At 57.4% G+C, this 14,893-nt stretch carries 18 protein-coding genes and 2 tRNA genes; 6 read left to right on the forward strand and 14 right to left on the reverse strand.

Annotation, left to right across the window (positions count from 1 at the left end):
• Positions 1-25: 25 nt before the first annotated feature.
• The 4 genes from O6929_09070 to ccrA all read right to left on the reverse strand — a co-directional run bounded on the left by O6929_09070 (position 26) and on the right by ccrA (position 4,771).
• On the reverse strand, positions 26-1,129 hold the full coding sequence (locus tag O6929_09070) for a GNAT family N-acetyltransferase (protein MCZ6480536.1): 1,104 nt from the start codon (positions 1,127-1,129) through the stop codon (positions 26-28).
• Between the two features lie 2 nt (positions 1,130-1,131).
• Entirely contained in the window at positions 1,132-2,310 is a 1,179-nt protein-coding gene (locus O6929_09075) for an aminotransferase class I/II-fold pyridoxal phosphate-dependent enzyme (GenBank protein ID MCZ6480537.1), read from the reverse strand.
• Between the two features lie 10 nt (positions 2,311-2,320).
• A complete protein-coding gene (locus O6929_09080) occupies positions 2,321-3,292 on the reverse strand; it encodes an NAD(P)-dependent oxidoreductase (protein ID MCZ6480538.1) in 972 nt (323 codons plus the stop codon).
• A gap of 228 nt (positions 3,293-3,520) precedes the next feature.
• Positions 3,521-4,771, reverse strand: a complete 1,251-nt coding sequence (gene ccrA / locus O6929_09085; protein ID MCZ6480539.1) for a crotonyl-CoA carboxylase/reductase — start codon at positions 4,769-4,771, stop codon at positions 3,521-3,523.
• A gap of 467 nt (positions 4,772-5,238) precedes the next feature.
• Here ccrA and O6929_09090 point away from each other — a divergent pair, with 467 nt between their 5' ends.
• The 3 genes from O6929_09090 to O6929_09100 all read left to right on the forward strand — a co-directional run bounded on the left by O6929_09090 (position 5,239) and on the right by O6929_09100 (position 6,914).
• Positions 5,239-6,288 (forward strand): fatty acid desaturase, encoded by a 1,050-nt coding sequence (locus O6929_09090; GenBank protein ID MCZ6480540.1) that lies wholly within the window; start codon positions 5,239-5,241, stop codon positions 6,286-6,288.
• Positions 6,289-6,433: 145 nt separating this feature from the next.
• Positions 6,434-6,655 (forward strand): hypothetical protein, encoded by a 222-nt coding sequence (locus O6929_09095; GenBank protein ID MCZ6480541.1) that lies wholly within the window; start codon positions 6,434-6,436, stop codon positions 6,653-6,655.
• Positions 6,656-6,668: 13 nt separating this feature from the next.
• Positions 6,669-6,914: a hypothetical protein gene (locus O6929_09100; protein ID MCZ6480542.1), complete on the forward strand. Its 246-nt coding sequence runs from the start codon at positions 6,669-6,671 to the stop codon at positions 6,912-6,914.
• Positions 6,915-7,332: 418 nt separating this feature from the next.
• Here O6929_09100 and O6929_09105 read toward each other — a convergent pair.
• Positions 7,333-7,410, reverse strand: a tRNA-Glu gene (locus O6929_09105).
• Positions 7,411-7,630: 220 nt separating this feature from the next.
• Here O6929_09105 and O6929_09110 point away from each other — a divergent pair.
• Positions 7,631-7,996 carry a hypothetical protein gene (locus O6929_09110; GenBank protein MCZ6480543.1) on the forward strand — a complete coding sequence of 122 codons (366 nt, stop codon included), beginning with the start codon at positions 7,631-7,633 and terminating at the stop codon, positions 7,994-7,996.
• A 230-nt stretch (positions 7,997-8,226) separates the two neighbouring features.
• On the opposite strand, the gene O6929_09115 is transcribed toward O6929_09110, so the two are convergent.
• Complete coding sequence (locus O6929_09115; GenBank protein ID MCZ6480544.1) at positions 8,227-8,472, reverse strand: hypothetical protein; 246 nt, start codon at positions 8,470-8,472, stop codon at positions 8,227-8,229.
• Positions 8,473-8,816: 344 nt separating this feature from the next.
• On the opposite strand from O6929_09115, the gene O6929_09120 reads away from it, so the two are divergent.
• A complete protein-coding gene (locus tag O6929_09120; protein MCZ6480545.1) occupies positions 8,817-9,131 on the forward strand; it encodes a hypothetical protein in 315 nt (104 codons plus the stop codon).
• 40 nt (positions 9,132-9,171) lie between these two features.
• On the opposite strand, the gene O6929_09125 is transcribed toward O6929_09120, so the two are convergent.
• The 6 genes from O6929_09125 to O6929_09150 form a co-directional block, all read right to left on the reverse strand.
• Complete coding sequence (locus O6929_09125) at positions 9,172-9,378, reverse strand: hypothetical protein (protein MCZ6480546.1); 207 nt, start codon at positions 9,376-9,378, stop codon at positions 9,172-9,174.
• A 230-nt stretch (positions 9,379-9,608) separates the two neighbouring features.
• The gene (locus O6929_09130) at positions 9,609-10,007 is read right to left on the reverse strand and encodes a cupin domain-containing protein (protein ID MCZ6480547.1); all 399 of its coding nucleotides are present in this window, start codon (positions 10,005-10,007) and stop codon (positions 9,609-9,611) included.
• A gap of 13 nt (positions 10,008-10,020) precedes the next feature.
• Positions 10,021-11,067, reverse strand: a complete 1,047-nt coding sequence (locus tag O6929_09135; GenBank protein ID MCZ6480548.1) for a DUF455 domain-containing protein — start codon at positions 11,065-11,067, stop codon at positions 10,021-10,023.
• 89 nt (positions 11,068-11,156) lie between these two features.
• Complete coding sequence (locus O6929_09140; GenBank protein MCZ6480549.1) at positions 11,157-11,411, reverse strand: hypothetical protein; 255 nt, start codon at positions 11,409-11,411, stop codon at positions 11,157-11,159.
• Between the two features lie 333 nt (positions 11,412-11,744).
• Positions 11,745-11,936 carry a hypothetical protein gene (locus O6929_09145; GenBank protein ID MCZ6480550.1) on the reverse strand — a complete coding sequence of 64 codons (192 nt, stop codon included), beginning with the start codon at positions 11,934-11,936 and terminating at the stop codon, positions 11,745-11,747.
• Positions 11,937-12,425: 489 nt separating this feature from the next.
• Positions 12,426-12,501: transfer RNA gene (locus tag O6929_09150), tRNA-Lys, on the reverse strand.
• A 564-nt stretch (positions 12,502-13,065) separates the two neighbouring features.
• Here O6929_09150 and O6929_09155 point away from each other — a divergent pair.
• Positions 13,066-13,221, forward strand: a complete 156-nt coding sequence (locus O6929_09155; GenBank protein ID MCZ6480551.1) for a hypothetical protein — start codon at positions 13,066-13,068, stop codon at positions 13,219-13,221.
• Between the two features lie 405 nt (positions 13,222-13,626).
• On the opposite strand, the gene O6929_09160 is transcribed toward O6929_09155, so the two are convergent.
• Together O6929_09160 and O6929_09165 are read right to left on the reverse strand one after the other, a co-directional pair.
• On the reverse strand, positions 13,627-13,776 hold the full coding sequence (locus tag O6929_09160) for a ribbon-helix-helix domain-containing protein (protein MCZ6480552.1): 150 nt from the start codon (positions 13,774-13,776) through the stop codon (positions 13,627-13,629).
• 455 nt (positions 13,777-14,231) lie between these two features.
• A partial coding sequence (locus O6929_09165) for an adenylate/guanylate cyclase domain-containing protein (protein MCZ6480553.1) occupies positions 14,232-14,893 on the reverse strand: 662 nt, incomplete at its 5' end.

Raw genomic sequence — 14,893 nt, forward strand, 5'->3', positions numbered from 1 at the left:
CGGATTACGGTCAACGGTCATCGGTTTACAGGGGCAACTCGTAGATCCGGTATCGCTTATACGGGGTCCCCCCGAGGCGCTTCGTCATCCGAAGGACTGTCCAGTTGTCCTCGAGAACCCAAGAGATCTCCGCCATTATGAAGCCGTTTTTGATGAGGGCCCGAGCCGCAATCTGAAAGAGGAGTGCATCGATCCCCTTGCTTCGGTACTCGGGTTTAATCCCCAACAGGATAAGACGGGCATCCCGAATCCGACGCCGGTACCAGATGAACTTGAGCAGGCCTAAGGGTCCCATGCGACCGTTGAGATGTCGCAGCGCCTGGTTGTAATCGGGCAGGAGCATCAGAAATCCAATAGGGCTCCCCTCGGCCTCGGCGATGAGGGTGATGGAGGGGATGATAAGGGGCTTGAGCTGTTTCGCCATCCATTGGGCCTCTGAACGGCTCATGGGTGTAAAGCCCCAGTTCCTCTCCCAGGCGGCATTGAACAGTTCGCGGAAGATCTGGATCTCGTCACTCAGGCGTTTCATGTTCACCGGCCGGACATGAATGCCCCGTCGCCGGGCCTCCTCGGCGGGCCGAAGGACCATGGGGGGATCTTCAGTCCAGATCCGTAGGATGTATGCCAAGAGGTCCTTCGCCTTGCGACATCCAGCATCCTCCAGAAGCGCCTGATAGCCAGGGGGGTTATAGGGCATCAGGAAGGCAGGGGCGGACGTGAAACCCTCGATGAGAAGGCCGCAGGGAGCGTTCATCGAGGGATTGACCGGGCCGCGGATTGCCCACATTCCCTTCCCCTTCAAGAATTCCCCAGCCGCTCCGAGGAGTCCCTCCGCAACTGTTGCATCGTCCAGGCATTCGAAGAAGCCAAAGAAACCATACGGTTCCTGATGGGTTTCGAGAAACTGGTGGTCCAAGATCGCTGCGATCCGGCCGACGACCTCACCACCTTGCTTGGCGAGGAACAAGCGGATCTCCGCTTTTTCAAAGAAGGGGTGTTGGCCGGTAAGGAGTTGGCGCTGCTCGAAGAGAAGGGGTGGGACCCAGTGGGGGTCGCCTCGGTAGATGCGGTATGGCAGGTGGAGGAAGGTCTGGAGATCGCGCTTGCCGGTAACAGGGATGATTTCCACAATCAGATCACCCCGAGTTCCCTCCCGACAGTGCGAAAGCCCTCCAGGACCCGATCGATGTGCGCGTCCGTATGGGTGGCCATGTAGCTCGTACGAATCAGGGCCCGTCCTTCGGGGACGGCAGACCTCACACTTACGTTGGCAAATATCCCTTGCTCATAGAGCCCGCGCCCCGTGCGGAAAGCCTGCAGTTCATCGCCGATGACCACGGGGATGATGGGCGTTTCGCTAAGCCCCGTGTCGAATCCCATTTCTTGAAGGCCATCCCGTACCCGCTGGGCATTTCTCCACAGTTGCGTCCGCCGCTCCGGCTCTTGCTCGATGACTTCCACGGCAGCTCCGATGGTCGCCACGCAGGCGGGGGGGAGAGAGGCACTGAACATCATGGATCGGGCTTGATGCTTGAGGTAGTGAATCACCTCATGGCTCGATGCGATGAAGCCCCCCACCGAAGCTAATGACTTGCTACACGTTCCCATGACGATGTCGACTTCGTCCTCCAACCCGAAGTGTTCTGCGGTTCCCCTCCCATCCTTGCCAAGCACGCCGGTGGCGTGAGCGTCATCCACCATCAATCGGGCCCCATACTTCCGGGCCAGTTGGACGATCTCGGGGAGTTTGACAATATCTCCCTCCATGCTGAAGACCCCGTCTACCACGATCAGCTTCCCCTTGTCTTGTAGAGAGGCGAGGATGCGTTCGAGATCTTCCATATCATTGTGTCGATACTTGAGGGTCTGGCCGAACGCGAGGCGACAACCGTCGATGATGCTGGCGTGGTCCCACCGGTCGATGATGGATACATCATCCTTGCCGACTAGGGCAGAGATGACCCCGAGGTTAGTCTGATACCCGGCAGCGAAGAGGAGGGCTGCCTCTTTCTTCTTGAACTTGGCCAGCTGAGCTTCCACCTCGTGGTGGAGATCTAGGGTGCCGTTCAGGGCCCGGGACCCGGCACATCCGGTGCCGTATCGTTCCACCGCGCGGATGGCCGCCTCTTTGATTCGCGGGTGGGAAGTGAGACCTAGGTAGTTGTTGGATCCCACCATGATCATGCGTCGCCCGTCCACAACGACCTCGGGATCCTGGGCCGACCGGATCGGTTGGAAGTACGGATAGAGGCCGGCCGCCATGACCTGCTTGGCGTCGGTGTAACGGTGACATTTCTCAAATACGTCCATGGCTCCTCCTTTACAACCAGCGGTAGCGCTGATACCACTCCACCACACGTTGTGTTCCTGTCTGTAATGAGATGGAGGTGGTAAAGCCCAACTCGCGTGCGGCCTTTCCCGGGTCACAGACCCAGTACCGTTGCCGCAATTCATAGGCCTTATCACGGTTGAGCAGGGGCGGGGCCCCCGTCAAGCGCGCGATCCCCTCCCAGGCCCAAGCAGCTGCGCCGACGAGGGCAGAAGGAAAGGGGACCATTAATGTGCGAACCTCAAGCGCTGTAGCGATGGCGTCCAAGATCTCTTCCCAAGATCGAGGGGTTGCCTCCGCCAGATAATAAATTTCCCCGGGCTTTCCCCGCTCGGCCGCCAGGTAAAGACCGCGGACCAGATCTTCGATGTAGCAAAGACTAAAAATCCGTTTCCCACCCAAACGAAGGGCCACACGCCTTTTTGCGAGCTCGAAGAAAGGCAGAAGGCCCCGGTCCCGAGGACCATAGATCACCGGCGCCCGGATAATGACCCATGGGATAGTCGGGCCGAGTTCTCTAACGGCCTTTTCCCCATCCAGTTTGCTCCGACCGTAGTGGCTGACAGGCTGGGGGGGGTCAAGCTCCCGAAGAGGATGTCCGTCCTTACTGGGACCAGCCGCCGCCAGACTGCTCAGATACACCAGTCGGGGTGGTTGTCTCCTTTGGGCCAAGATGGCCACTAAGTTGGCTGTCCCTTTCCCGTTGGCCCGGTAATACTCGTCCACCTCCAAGGTCTTGGTGAGCCCGGCCAGGTGGAAAACCCAGTCAAAGTCCTCCTGGACTATCTCACCGAGGTTGGTGTCTGTGCAATCCCCTTCAACAACCTTGACCTGTAAGCCTTCCAACCAGCGGAGACGACTTCGGCTCCGGGCCAGACAGGTAACCTCGTCTCCCCGCTCCAAGAGATATTCCACGAGGTGGCTGCCGATAAACCCGGTCCCGCCCGTGACCAAGACCTTCACGCTGTCCAGCGCCCCTCCCGGTTGAAAATTTCCCCCCCGGGGTCAGGCGACCCATAAACGGAGCCCATTTTATGGGATCCCCCTTTCGAAAGCAAGCGAGAACAAACGAACCCCCTGGGAGGGGTGGGGAACCCACTTGGAGCACCCTGGCTGTCTGGAGACCGGCCCCAGAGCCGTCCCGCAGAAAAAGGCCTCTCTCCTCTTCCTGCCTTCTCCCGGGACTCTTAGCTAGGTCGCCTCCGACAGACTTTTCAAGCCCTTCCTCGCCGCCTGGACCATCAACGCCATATTCCCCGGCGGATGGACGTTGTTCATCATGCGGTCGTGGGCTTCGGGAATTCGTTCCCATTCAAAGACTTCGGACATGGCCGGCTTGATGCGCCCGTCCATGACCGCCTTGTTAGCAGCTTCTGCCTGATATAAGGTGGCAAAATGCGAGCCCTGAATCCGCTTCTGGCGCATCCAGACGTATGAGGCGTCGAACGTTAAATTGAATCCGGTCGTCCCCGCGCAGAAAACGACCATGCCGCCGCGGGATGCCACGAAGCAGCTTACCGGAAAGGTCTGTTCCCCTGGGTGTTCAAAGACGATATCGGGGTCGACCCCCTTGCCGGTGATTTCCCAGATCGCCCCCCCGAATTTGCGCACTTCCTTGACGTAGGCGCCGTAGGCGTTCAGGTCGGATACCCGAGGTAATTGCCCCCAACAGTTAAAGTTTTTTCGATTGAGGTATGCTTTGGCGCCGAGGTCCAGACACCATTTTCCGCGCTCGTCGCTTGAGACGACGGCGATGGCGTTGGCGCCTGCCGCTCGAACGATTTGGATGGCCATGGAACCCAGCCCGCCGGAGCCTCCCCAAACGAGCACGTTCATGCCGGGCTGAAGGGTATGAGGGGGATGGCCGTAGAGCATCCGCCAGGCGGTAGCGTGAACCAGCGTGTAGCAGCCGGCCTCTTCCCATGTGAGGTTGGCAGGTTTGGGTAGCAACTGCTGGGCCTGGACCTTAGTGAATTGGGCGAAGCTCCCATAGGCCGATTCATAGCCCCAGATCTTCTGTTCGCGGCAGAGCATAGGGTCACCGCCATTACAATAGGGACACTGGCCGCAGGTTTGCCCGCAGTGGACCAAAACCTCATCCCCGACCTTCCAGGGATACACGGAGCTCTTGACGGCGCTCCCCAGCTTCCAGATCACCCCCGCAGCATCGCTCCCCGCGATGTGGAATGGATGTTTATGGAACCGGGTCGGCGAAGCCGGTTGTCCCAGTGACGCCCAGACTCCGTTGAAATTGACTCCCGCCGTCATCACCTGAACCAACACTTCGTTGGGGCCGATTTCGGGGAGATCCACGACTTCGGATTTCATGGCTTGAAGAGGCGGGCCATGATGCTCGGGATGAATCACGTAGGCGTGCATTTTTTTGGGTACGAATCCCAGGGGGGGAATTTCGCCGATGTTGTAGAGCTCTTTTTCAGCCATGGCCTGTCCTCCTCATCGTGGCTGTATAACTCCCGTTGATCTGGACAGATGGGAGAGGCTATCGCGGAGTTCTAAGCTGTAGGGACACGAAGCGCTCAAGGCTACCATAAGGGTATGTCGGATTGCAAGGTTCCTTCCCCCAGGGAGCCTACGCTGGAGGGGACCGACCGGTATGGAGTCTGCCGATGACACTTGATAAATGGCTTCGACCATGATAATATCCGGTGACTGTTGCGACTTGCTACACTCATCAAGGCTTTCCGGGAGGCCATCTCTGCGGTGAATCGATCCGCGACATCGGGGAGGATCCGCCACGGTTCAGCATTATCCCCCGCATCACGACTCAACGCCTTGCAAGTAATAACTGTGAACGTGCGCATCGAATTATCAAGCGAATAGAGGTATGCAGAACGGCGCTGAAGGAACAAGTATTGCATACATCCTCTACTCTCTAGTATGGAGATATAATGATGGATCCAGAGCCGGCAACGTCTAAATCCGCATCGCAACAGGCCTCCTGGCAGCAGGTGGTGGCGAAATATCAACATCCCGATCTGCGGCGCAGCGTATGGCAGATGGTCAACACCCTCATCCCATATTGTCTGCTGTGGTATATGATGTATCGCAGCCTGGAGGTCTCGTATTGGATGACGCTGGCCCTGGCCGTGCCCACGGCCGGATTTATGGTCCGAATCTTTATCATTTTTCATGACTGTGGTCATGGCGCCTTTTTCAAATCGCAGCGCGCCAACAACTTTTGGGGATTTGTGACCGGCGTGTTGACGCTGACGCCCTACTATGGCTGGCGCCACGAACATGCGACACACCATGCGACCGCGGGCGATCTGGACCGCCGGGGGGTTGGGGATATCAAGACGTTAACGGTGAAAGAATATCTGGCCTTGCCCCCCCCGAAGCGGCGTAACTACCGGCTGTACCGGAATCCGCTGATAATGTTTATTTTTGGGCCCCTGTTCGTTTTCGTGATTCAGCAACGCTTTGTGCCACGCGGTTCCCGCAAGCGCGAACGCGATAGCGTGTATTGGACCAATCTGGCGCTCGGGGGAATTGCGGCTGTGATGAGTCTCTCCATTGGACTGAATGCTCTTGTCTTGGTGCAGTTGCCGATCATCATGATTTCCAGCGGGGCGGGGATATGGCTATTTTATGTGCAGCATCAGTATGAAGGGGTGTACTGGGAGCGGCACGACAATTGGAGTTATGTGGCCGTTGCCATACAAGGCAGTTCCTTTTATAAATTGCCCAAGGTGTTGCAGTGGTTCACGGGAAACATCGGGTTCCATCATGTTCATCATCTCAGCCCGCGGATTCCCAATTATTACCTGGAACGGTGCCACAATGCGGATCCGATGTTCCAGGAAGTGAAGACAATTACATTATGGCCGAGCTTGAAATCGCTTTCCTTCCGTCTGTGGGATGAAGACCGCCACCAGCTGGTCGGGTTCGGCTACCTCAAAACCCTTCAGAAAGAGCAGGCGTCGACTTCTCACCGCTAAACCCTCCTTCCTTTTCTGTTATCCAAACCGCCCAGCGTGTCTGGTATCGTCGGGTCGGACTCCACTACTGAGACCGGAAAAAGGTTGTGGTTCCTCGCTTGGTACTAAAAATGTACGGGCAGGGTGCGTTTCACGAGGAGCGGAAATGAGTAAGAAGGCACTTTTGGGGTTGGCCGTACTCGCGCTGCTTGGGTACGGGGGGACCGGACGTGCGGAGCAAGCGTACACCTGGGTCCAAGTAGTTGAGCATGGGATGCCCGATGTTAACAATCGGGAGGTGGCCCAAGAGGCTTTCATAGAAAATACTCCTCCTCAGCCTGTCCTTTCCGTCCGGGATAGACGTGGTGTTCGCATTCGTAAAGCATGAGGGACAGACATACGTGGTATATCACGAGCGTAAAACCTCCGATGTGGTCGGCATTGCTCGGCTCGATTGGGGTTATTCTTGGCCGCAGAGGCTGCGCTTCTACGAGTTCTACGTTGATTCCGGGCTGCTGAGAGAAGATGCGCTCACCGGGGAATTTCTGCACATCACGGGGAGTAATCGCATCTTCGCCGGACTGTGCCGCATCGCGGATTTGTCGAAGGAAGCGCGCCCGCACGCTGACTGTCCAAAGGGCGCATGATACGCTCGGTCTCGTGACAGGCCTGGACTCCAGTCACCACCCTAGCCCGGATTATTCACATAGAAGTGAATAATCTGCCCTCCGGGCTTCGACTCCGCCCCGCGGTTGCGGGGCGTCGCTCAGGGCTAACCTTGAGTCCCGCCGCAGCGGCGGGGTCGAAACCTGCCGGTGCGGCCGAGCCCGCACCTGCAGGCGCATTATTCACGAAGACACTCCGTTCGTGAATAATGCGGGCTAGCATTGCCTGGGCACATCCTCTTATCTGAAATTCTCCGCTTTCGTCCTCGGGGGAGATTGGTCCGTACTAGCCAGCCGCTCTAGGCTTTCCGGTCTTGAGACAATTTGCCCGATCGGCCGTCCTATACCTGGCAAGGTTTCCGTAGCGTGTGTCTTGGAGGGAATGGTCTGACCAAGGGGTTGGTGACCCCAGCGGGATTCGAACCCGCGTTGCCGCCTTGAAAGAGCGGTGTCCTAGGCCAGGCTAGACGATGGGGTCCATGTCGGCTGTCATAAAGTTCGATCACAGATAGCACATCTGTCTTGGAATCGCAAGTCGGAAGGGCTCCGGGGATGGGCATGCATAGGCGTGTTCAGCATCACTGTTGTCTGTGGAAAAAGGACGTTGACAGAGCGGACCGGAACACGAGAAGATAATTGGGGTTGTTTCCTGTGGATTCTTTGAGGACATAGAGAGAACAAGGATGAGGAGGGGTTCCTTGAGAGTGCACGTGGTGGTTTTTTCTGTGATCGTTGGGTTTGTCGCGGGGATGCCTGCTCGTACTCTCGCCCAAGTCGAACCCCAGGAACAGTCTCAAGGGTCCGCGGAGCAGAAACAGGCCGAGGGGACCCCGTCAGGAGAGTCTGGGGTCGAGGATGCAGCCCTGACGGGGGCGAGCGTGCTCGTGAGTGCTGGCCAAGTTCCGCTCCGTGCGGTGACCTGTGGGGCTACTTTCGTGGTGGCGGGACTTGCCTATCTCCTCACCGTATTTGATAAAGAGGTGCGTCAGGGCCCGGCCGGCGCCATCAAGCGGGTCTGTGAAGGCCCGTACATTACTACGCCTGAAGACCTGAGGGGGGACTGAGCTCCTTCCCCATGGCGCAAGTATGGATTTTCCGGTGAATTGCCCTTCTTGTGGATGGAGCGGGCAGATCGATGAGGCAAGGCCCGGCCCTTCGGTTGCCCTGTGTCCGGCCTGCGGCAAACCACTCTTTCCCGAAGAATAGGATCTGAGCGCAGAACGGTGTCTGTGCCGCCCGGATCTGTAAACAATCAGCGATCCCGGGTGGGGTGGCCGGAACAGAGGGGTGTGGGTTACCCGACCTGCCGTCGCCTGAGAGGCCGGAGTTTGAAGGTGTTGAGAGAGGCAGAGCAAATGCTGTTGGCGCACCGGTACACGCGGAAAAGTAACCGGTGGGTTTGCCCGCTCGGGATGAGGTAGCACCCGCAGTGGGGACAGAGACGGTGGTCGGCATAATGCTCTTCAACGTACTGGCGGATCTCGTGGAGACTAGACATGACCTCGCCGCTCGGGCTGAGAAAGAGGTACTCGGTAATCATGGAACCTCCTTGGTTGCGGTCCCACGCGGCCCAGGCTTCCGCGGCAGGAACTTTCGAGAGGCTAATCTTGAAGTTCCCGACGGGCCCTCCGGCTGGCCAGCCAAATGACACCCAAGATCACCCCAAACCAGAGGACCTCGAAAGCAACTAGTTCCATTCCGCTCCTCCTGTGGTCTGGAGTTCTTCGGGGAGGTCAGTATACTTGTTCTCGGACCTGTGTCAAGGGCTTATCGGCTGAGAGTTCTTTCAGATCGCGTCGGGCTGTTCGCAGATCTAGGCATTTAAGAAGTCCGCTGAGCGGAGGAGGGATTGGCCGATATCCCGGTCCTTGCTATGATAAATGGGTGAGACGAGCTGGTACAGGAATACTACTGGCGGCCCTCCTGGTTACGGCTGCGGCCTGTGCGGTGAAGCGGGCCGAAGTCCAAGAGTGGCAAGGGAGGATCGTTGAGATTGATCGGGCGCGGGAATATTTCGTGGTGCGTTCCCGAGAGCGATTGATCGACCACGTGTTTCGGATCACCCCCAAAACTGAAATCACCTCAAATGCCTTGTCGCCACTCCCCCTCGAAACCGGCCAGTGGGTCACCGTGGAATACCACAAGGACGGAACACAGCCCGGGCCACCCGCTGCCCTCCGGATTGTTGTGGTTCAGTAGGACATTCGGCAATCTGTGGATCGGGCCTCCTACTGGGTATTTACATCTTATATAGTTCGAGATATCCACACTGCGGACAGCTAAAGGGGCTGACCGTCAGAACCCTGCTCAGATCTGTTTCGAACGTTCCATCCAATAGCCGCTTGCCGGCTACCAGGGCGAAGACGTAGACCTCGTCCGTCTCCTTCCCGTATTCGATCCAGGAAGATCCTCCACACTTGGGACATGGCTGTTTCGGTCCTTCCATTTCCACCCCTTCTTTTTTTTAGCGTCTTAAGAACGAGGGCTCAGTTGAATCATAACTGTCGCCATTCCGTCTCCTCGTCTCGATTTCCCTTGGTCCAGTGGACGCGCGAAAGCCCCTGTAGGTTAGCCTTAGTCGTAATGAGATTCCAGCGAAATTTCTTCCGAAGAGGATCTAGAGCAAGGCAAGAAGTGAGAGAGAGGGGGATTGACGGGCTCCGCAGCCTGTCCTTCCTACAAGGTCTGGATCTTCTGGAGCCACTCCTTGGAGGGGATAACGCAGAGAAAGCCTAATGGCTCGTCGCTGATACTTTCGAACTGGTGCTGTTCATGCTGGGGGATATAAATGACATCACCGGGCCCGACCTCGTGGATCTCCCATCCCAGAAGGACCCGTGCCCGGCCTTTCATGATCATGATCCCCTGATCATGGAGGTGATGTTCGAACGAGGATTGACCACCGGGCAGGATCTCGAAGTAGCGCATGGCAAAATTATGTGCCCCATCCGTCGGCCCGATGATGACGTGGCGACAACTCCCCTCGCTAGCCCCGCCCCCTTGATAGGGTTCTATCTCGATACCTTCCCATTCGAAGTTACCGTCCTTGCCAATTTGCTTGTGCACTGTGCCCATGGTAGTTTCCTCGTCACATAAAGTTGGGGACGGCTCCGCCGTGCAGGTTCGAAATCCGCTCGGCCATTCCCCGTTGAAAGCCCACCTGGACTAGGCGCTTTACGCGGGTGGCATGCATCTCCCTGTACAATTCCCTGACCCGCTCGCGTCCTTCGGCTACCTGCTCGGGAGCCGAGCCGCCACCTGCGAGGACTGCCAAAGCATGCTGAACGAAGGGGCTGGCCCCGGCGGCCTGCCGGAGAAAGGCGACCCTTGCCTCAGCCGCCTGGTAGAGCTGCAGTACCAGGGCCGGATCGTGTTTGAGGTGATAGGTAAGGTGGGATACGCCGTATCCCACATGCCGGCCCTCATCCTGCCGGGTCAACTTGAAGATCTGGGCGGTGACCGGATCCGGGGCCACTTCTTCGAGGAACATCAGGAGTTCCATAAAAGTTCCCTCCCCGAGGATGTGGAGAAGGAAGGAGGCGCTGGTGAAGTCCTCTTGGTTGAGGAGGCTCTTCAGGGACCACTCGGTCGCGGCCGAGACGTACTGGAGGCCCCCACCATTGGCCAACGCGCGCTTGGTGAAGACCTCCACGTGACGCGCCTCGTCGTCCACCTGACTCGCCAGGAAAAGGACGACCTCAGTGAAGCGGGGGTCCACCCGGGTCAGCAGCTTTGCGGGGAGGTACAGGGCCAGGTATTCGTTCTGGATCATGAAGGTGCAGATCTGACAGGTCGCCCGCTCCAGATCCTCCGGCAAGGGTTTGAGGTCCTGCCACGGAATGTCGGTGGTCGCATCCCACTTTCCCACCTTGGCCTGCTCCACCAGGTCAGCGATGTTTTCGGCCCAGACCACCGCTTTCTTGTTTACCGGAAAATCAAAATGCGGAGTGTGAGGGTCCACCACCGAGCCTCGTTGGGCGAGTCCCCAATGAGGTGGGGCATTTTCTGGCACCTGGCCCGCTTGACCCACAAAGCAGTCCCGCAGGTCAATCCCCCCGCCATCTCGGGGCGGAACGCGAATGCCCCAATCAGGTTCACCCCAGTTCGTCGTGTCCGGTATTTTGATCTCCGTCACTGGTCATCCCCCTTCTTGAATCGAAGATTTCGGTCAGCGTTGGTGTAATAATCCTGTAGTTTAACAAGACCCTGGCCTGGTGAGAAGCCCTAAAGATACTCCTCCTCTCGCTGGGGAGGGAAGTCCATTTTTCCGGGCGGAGAAAGAATCTCTGGTCCCCCAAGAGTGGCCCGGGCCTCATCGAGAAGTTTCTGAACATGCTCAGTGACAATCTGTTTTTCTGTAGAGACGAGGTCAAAGTATCTACGGTGAGGATAGAGTTCCCTGGCAACGCCGAGCATGAGATGGCCCAGAGTGGCGGCGATGAGGGTCCCATACAGAGGATCCTGACCTTCTGGCTTCATCGTTGCCTCCCTTCCCTTTGACGATGACAATCAGGATTGTCCCTCCGCGTTTGAAACCGGTGCGACGATTGAGCTAGGGTTCGATTATTCTATCGGATTCGATGGGTGGCGGCAAGCCGGTCCCTTTGGGCGTGCAGACAGCCGCTGGGTAATTGTCCCGCTGATCGCTGACTGTCAACAGCTAGATCTCGTCTGTGTTGGGGATTGCCAGGGAAGAAAGAGGGGATTCCCGACTGATCGTCAGGGAATCCCCCAAAAGGAAGAGGTTCCGTGGTCTATTGAATGGATGACAACGACGAACACCTGGCTCCATTAAAGGAGCCCAAGCCGATTTCAGCCTCGTGTAGGAGAGGAGACGCTGCCGACTAGCTGCCCATCGGCATTCTGGTCATGAGCCTCGCGTACCCCCTGCCGTCGATCTTCCTCGATCGCAGCAGTGATAGCTTTCTCCGCACAGCTCATACAAATCATTCCGCCATGCTCACATGTCTCGAAGGCCTGAATTGCCCACTCTTTCGAAGTCATCCCTTCACCCCCTACGCAGGGCCGATCTTTGCCCTGGCGTGTGAAATATCGGAGCCGACTGTGCTCGTTCTAGATCGACAAGATCGCCGTCACATAATATTGCAAGATGCGGACCATCTCCCCTTTATAGTAACTAGTGCCGCACCAACTATTATTCGCTAACATTCCACTCTGGTGCGGCACTTCCGCTAGGGGGGCAGGCCCCCCTTCGGCGCTCGGCTGTGGCCTCGCTGAGCACCCCCCAGGCGTGGGGGAGCCTCTCCCCCACCCCCCTCAGTGCCCCTAGCCGTATCTTGTGAATCTTGGGAGAAGTTAGTTGGAGGGGCACTAGCTGAATCTACACACGCGACTGAACTGGCCTGTATTCGCACGGTGGCAAAAAGACCACTCAGTTATGGTCTACCTGGCGCACTTTCTCTTAGAGGAGTTGGCCGGAGGGATAAGAGGACTTGGTGAGGGTCCTAGAGGACGTTGTGCTACCAATGAGGTTGGTGACCCGTGCAGGATTCGAACCTGCGGCCCCCTGCTTAAAAGGCAGGTGCTCTGCCAGCTGAGCTAACGGGTCACAGGCGTGATTTTGCACGTTTATCTGGTGGGAGTCAACCCCCACCTTGCCCGACGTGCCCGAAAACGTGCCCGTAAGTTTCCGGGTAGCGTCCTGAAGGGCGGTGTCGCTGACGATAGCGTAGCGTCGGTAGACACTCTCAGTTTTGTGACCAGTCAACTTCATTGCTACTGACAGGGGCACGCCTGCTCGTTCCATGTTTCTCACCGCCGTCCGACGGAAATCATGTCGGAGCATCCAGGGTAACCCGGCCTTCCGACACGCGGTCTGCCATGCCTTTCTGAAGCTCTTGATCCGTTGCCCCTGGAAGCAGCCCATCAGGTATGGAAAAACCCAGGGGATGACCCGCCCCATCTGCTTGGCAACCCGGTCCGCACGATCCAACTGCTGAGCCAACAGTGACCGGAGATCGGGAGTCAGGTAGACCACACGGCCCTCACCGTTCTTTGTGGTCCCTGGATCGAGGCGCAAGGTTCCAGCCTTAAGATCCAACTGGCGGCGTTGTAGGGTCAGTACCTCCGACTTGATACGCCAGCCGAAGGTGTAGGCGATGGCTACGGCCACTTGGAGGTCCTCGGGGAGGCGACGGCGCACCGCCTCATACTGTTCCCGTTCAAAGAAGAAGCCCTGGCGCGGTGGGGCCTCTTTGAGCATCTTGATCGGGGGCACGCGGAGGAGCTTACCGTTCTCGTGGGCGAGGCGAAGCATCCGCTTCAGTAGTGATAGCTCGATGTTGATGGTCCGGTTGCTCACCCCACGTTCCTGCCGTTGGGCCACGTAGGTGGTCACGAAGGTAGGCCCGATGTTGGCAGCCCGGCGACCACGGAAGAACTTGTCCAGGTGTGCGAAGCGTTGCTCCACCTCATCCAGGTGGCGACGGCCTGTCGTGCGGTAGTCCTGGCGAAGGTCCCCGGCTAGCTCGTCATACAGGATACGGTCCAGCCGTGGGGCAATGGGGGAGCCCTTCGCTACCGCACCTTCCTTCAGCTTCAGGAAGCGTTGAGCCTCGCTTTCTTTCTCTGTGCCCGTGGTTTCCCCCACTGGACGGCCATTGACGTAATACTTAACCCACCACTTGCTACTGAGCTTGCCACTTCTAAGCTTCGGTCGATAAAGATAGCCCATTTATTTCACCCCCTTTCTTTTCCGTTTCTTGGCCAGATAAACCTTCACCAACTCCCGAATGATGTCCGTCGCAGACCGGCCCTCGTCAATGGCAGCATGGCGGAGGTCTTTGTGAACATCTTCCGGGAGGTAGACGGGCAGTGGAACCATCTGTACCTCCTGCTTCTTGGGTCTCCCTCTCATGCTTTAATAATATAATAATATTTAAATATGTCAAGGAAAATGCATGGGCAGGGCATGATTCTTGGGGGGGTGGTTATGGTGGAGGGGGGGACGACTTAGCTACTTTCCTTTAGGGTGCCCTCCAGATGACCTTCCCGGCCTTGGCCAGCCTTCAACTGGGGTTCGAGAGGGGATTATGCCGGTAGCACCGTGGTAGCAGGGTGGTGGAAGGGCTTGATTTGCTGGGACTGGGTGGAAGGGATCTGATTACCAATTAGCAGGTCAGAGGTTCCGCACTTAGCGGGGGCGCTAGGATGTCCTGCTCGTAAAGTACCGATCTGTTCTTTATTTACGGTCGGTTGTTTATCCGCCACGCCCGCCGGATGAAGATCGACGTATACATATCGAGAACGTAGCGGTCCGTCACCCCAGCTGCTCCTCGCTCACTCTTTGAGCTTCAAAATATTAAACACAGCCACAGGGCGGAGGAAACCTTTTAGATGTACCTCTTCCAGAGGCTCAGCCTCGACCAGATTATCGATTTTACTGAGCGTCCTTTGATTCGTCAGAATCTGCCCCCCCTTAGCCTCCGAGGAAAGACGGGAGGCGAGAATGGGCACATTGCCCACCGCCCCGTAGTCCATCCGACCCTCAAAGCCGATGGTGCCCAGGGTCGCATAGCCTGCGGCCATACCCACCCCCAAATCCAGATCGTAGCCTTTTTTGAGCCATCCCGGGCGAAGCTCTTTCACTCGCGCTTGCATTTCTACGGCCATGCGGACCGCCATATCCGTGTGGTCCTCACGAGGGATGGGATCGTTGAAGAAGACCATGATTCCGTCTCCGGCGAAATGTTCCAACGTTCCTCCAAAGTTAAAGATCAGCTTGCCCATTTCGGCGTGGTAGCCCCTCAGGAACTCCATGACCTCTTCGGGCTCGACGCTGTCAGAAAAATTGGTGAATCCGCGTAAGTCCAGAAAGACGACGGTCACCTCACGCCGATGGGTTTTGAACAGGTCATCCCCCTCCTCCTTGAGAACAATCTCGGCGATTTGCGGCGAAAGGTAGCGCTTGATGCGGCCCATGCGTTCGATTTCCTTCACTT

This window comes from Candidatus Methylomirabilota bacterium, from assembly GCA_027293415.1.
GTDB lineage: Bacteria > Methylomirabilota > Methylomirabilia > Methylomirabilales > CSP1-5 > CSP1-5.

Bases quoted from the DNA above. Each gene is read 5' to 3' on its own strand.
- O6929_09075 (MCZ6480537.1), bottom strand. From the start codon at position 2,310: ATGGACGTATTTGAGAAATGTCACCGTTACACCGACGCCAAGCAGGTC.
- ccrA (MCZ6480539.1), bottom strand. From the start codon at position 4,771: ATGGCTGAAAAAGAGCTCTACAACATCGGCGAAATTCCCCCCCTGGGA.
- O6929_09090 (MCZ6480540.1), top strand. From the start codon at position 5,239: ATGATGGATCCAGAGCCGGCAACGTCTAAATCCGCATCGCAACAGGCC.
- O6929_09095 (MCZ6480541.1), top strand. From the start codon at position 6,434: ATGAGTAAGAAGGCACTTTTGGGGTTGGCCGTACTCGCGCTGCTTGGG.
- O6929_09115 (MCZ6480544.1), bottom strand. From the start codon at position 8,472: ATGATTACCGAGTACCTCTTTCTCAGCCCGAGCGGCGAGGTCATGTCT.
- O6929_09125 (MCZ6480546.1), bottom strand. From the start codon at position 9,378: ATGGAAGGACCGAAACAGCCATGTCCCAAGTGTGGAGGATCTTCCTGG.
- O6929_09130 (MCZ6480547.1), bottom strand. From the start codon at position 10,007: ATGGGCACAGTGCACAAGCAAATTGGCAAGGACGGTAACTTCGAATGG.
- O6929_09140 (MCZ6480549.1), bottom strand. From the start codon at position 11,411: ATGAAGCCAGAAGGTCAGGATCCTCTGTATGGGACCCTCATCGCCGCC.
- O6929_09145 (MCZ6480550.1), bottom strand. From the start codon at position 11,936: ATGACTTCGAAAGAGTGGGCAATTCAGGCCTTCGAGACATGTGAGCAT.
- O6929_09160 (MCZ6480552.1), bottom strand. From the start codon at position 13,776: ATGGTTCCACTGCCCGTCTACCTCCCGGAAGATGTTCACAAAGACCTC.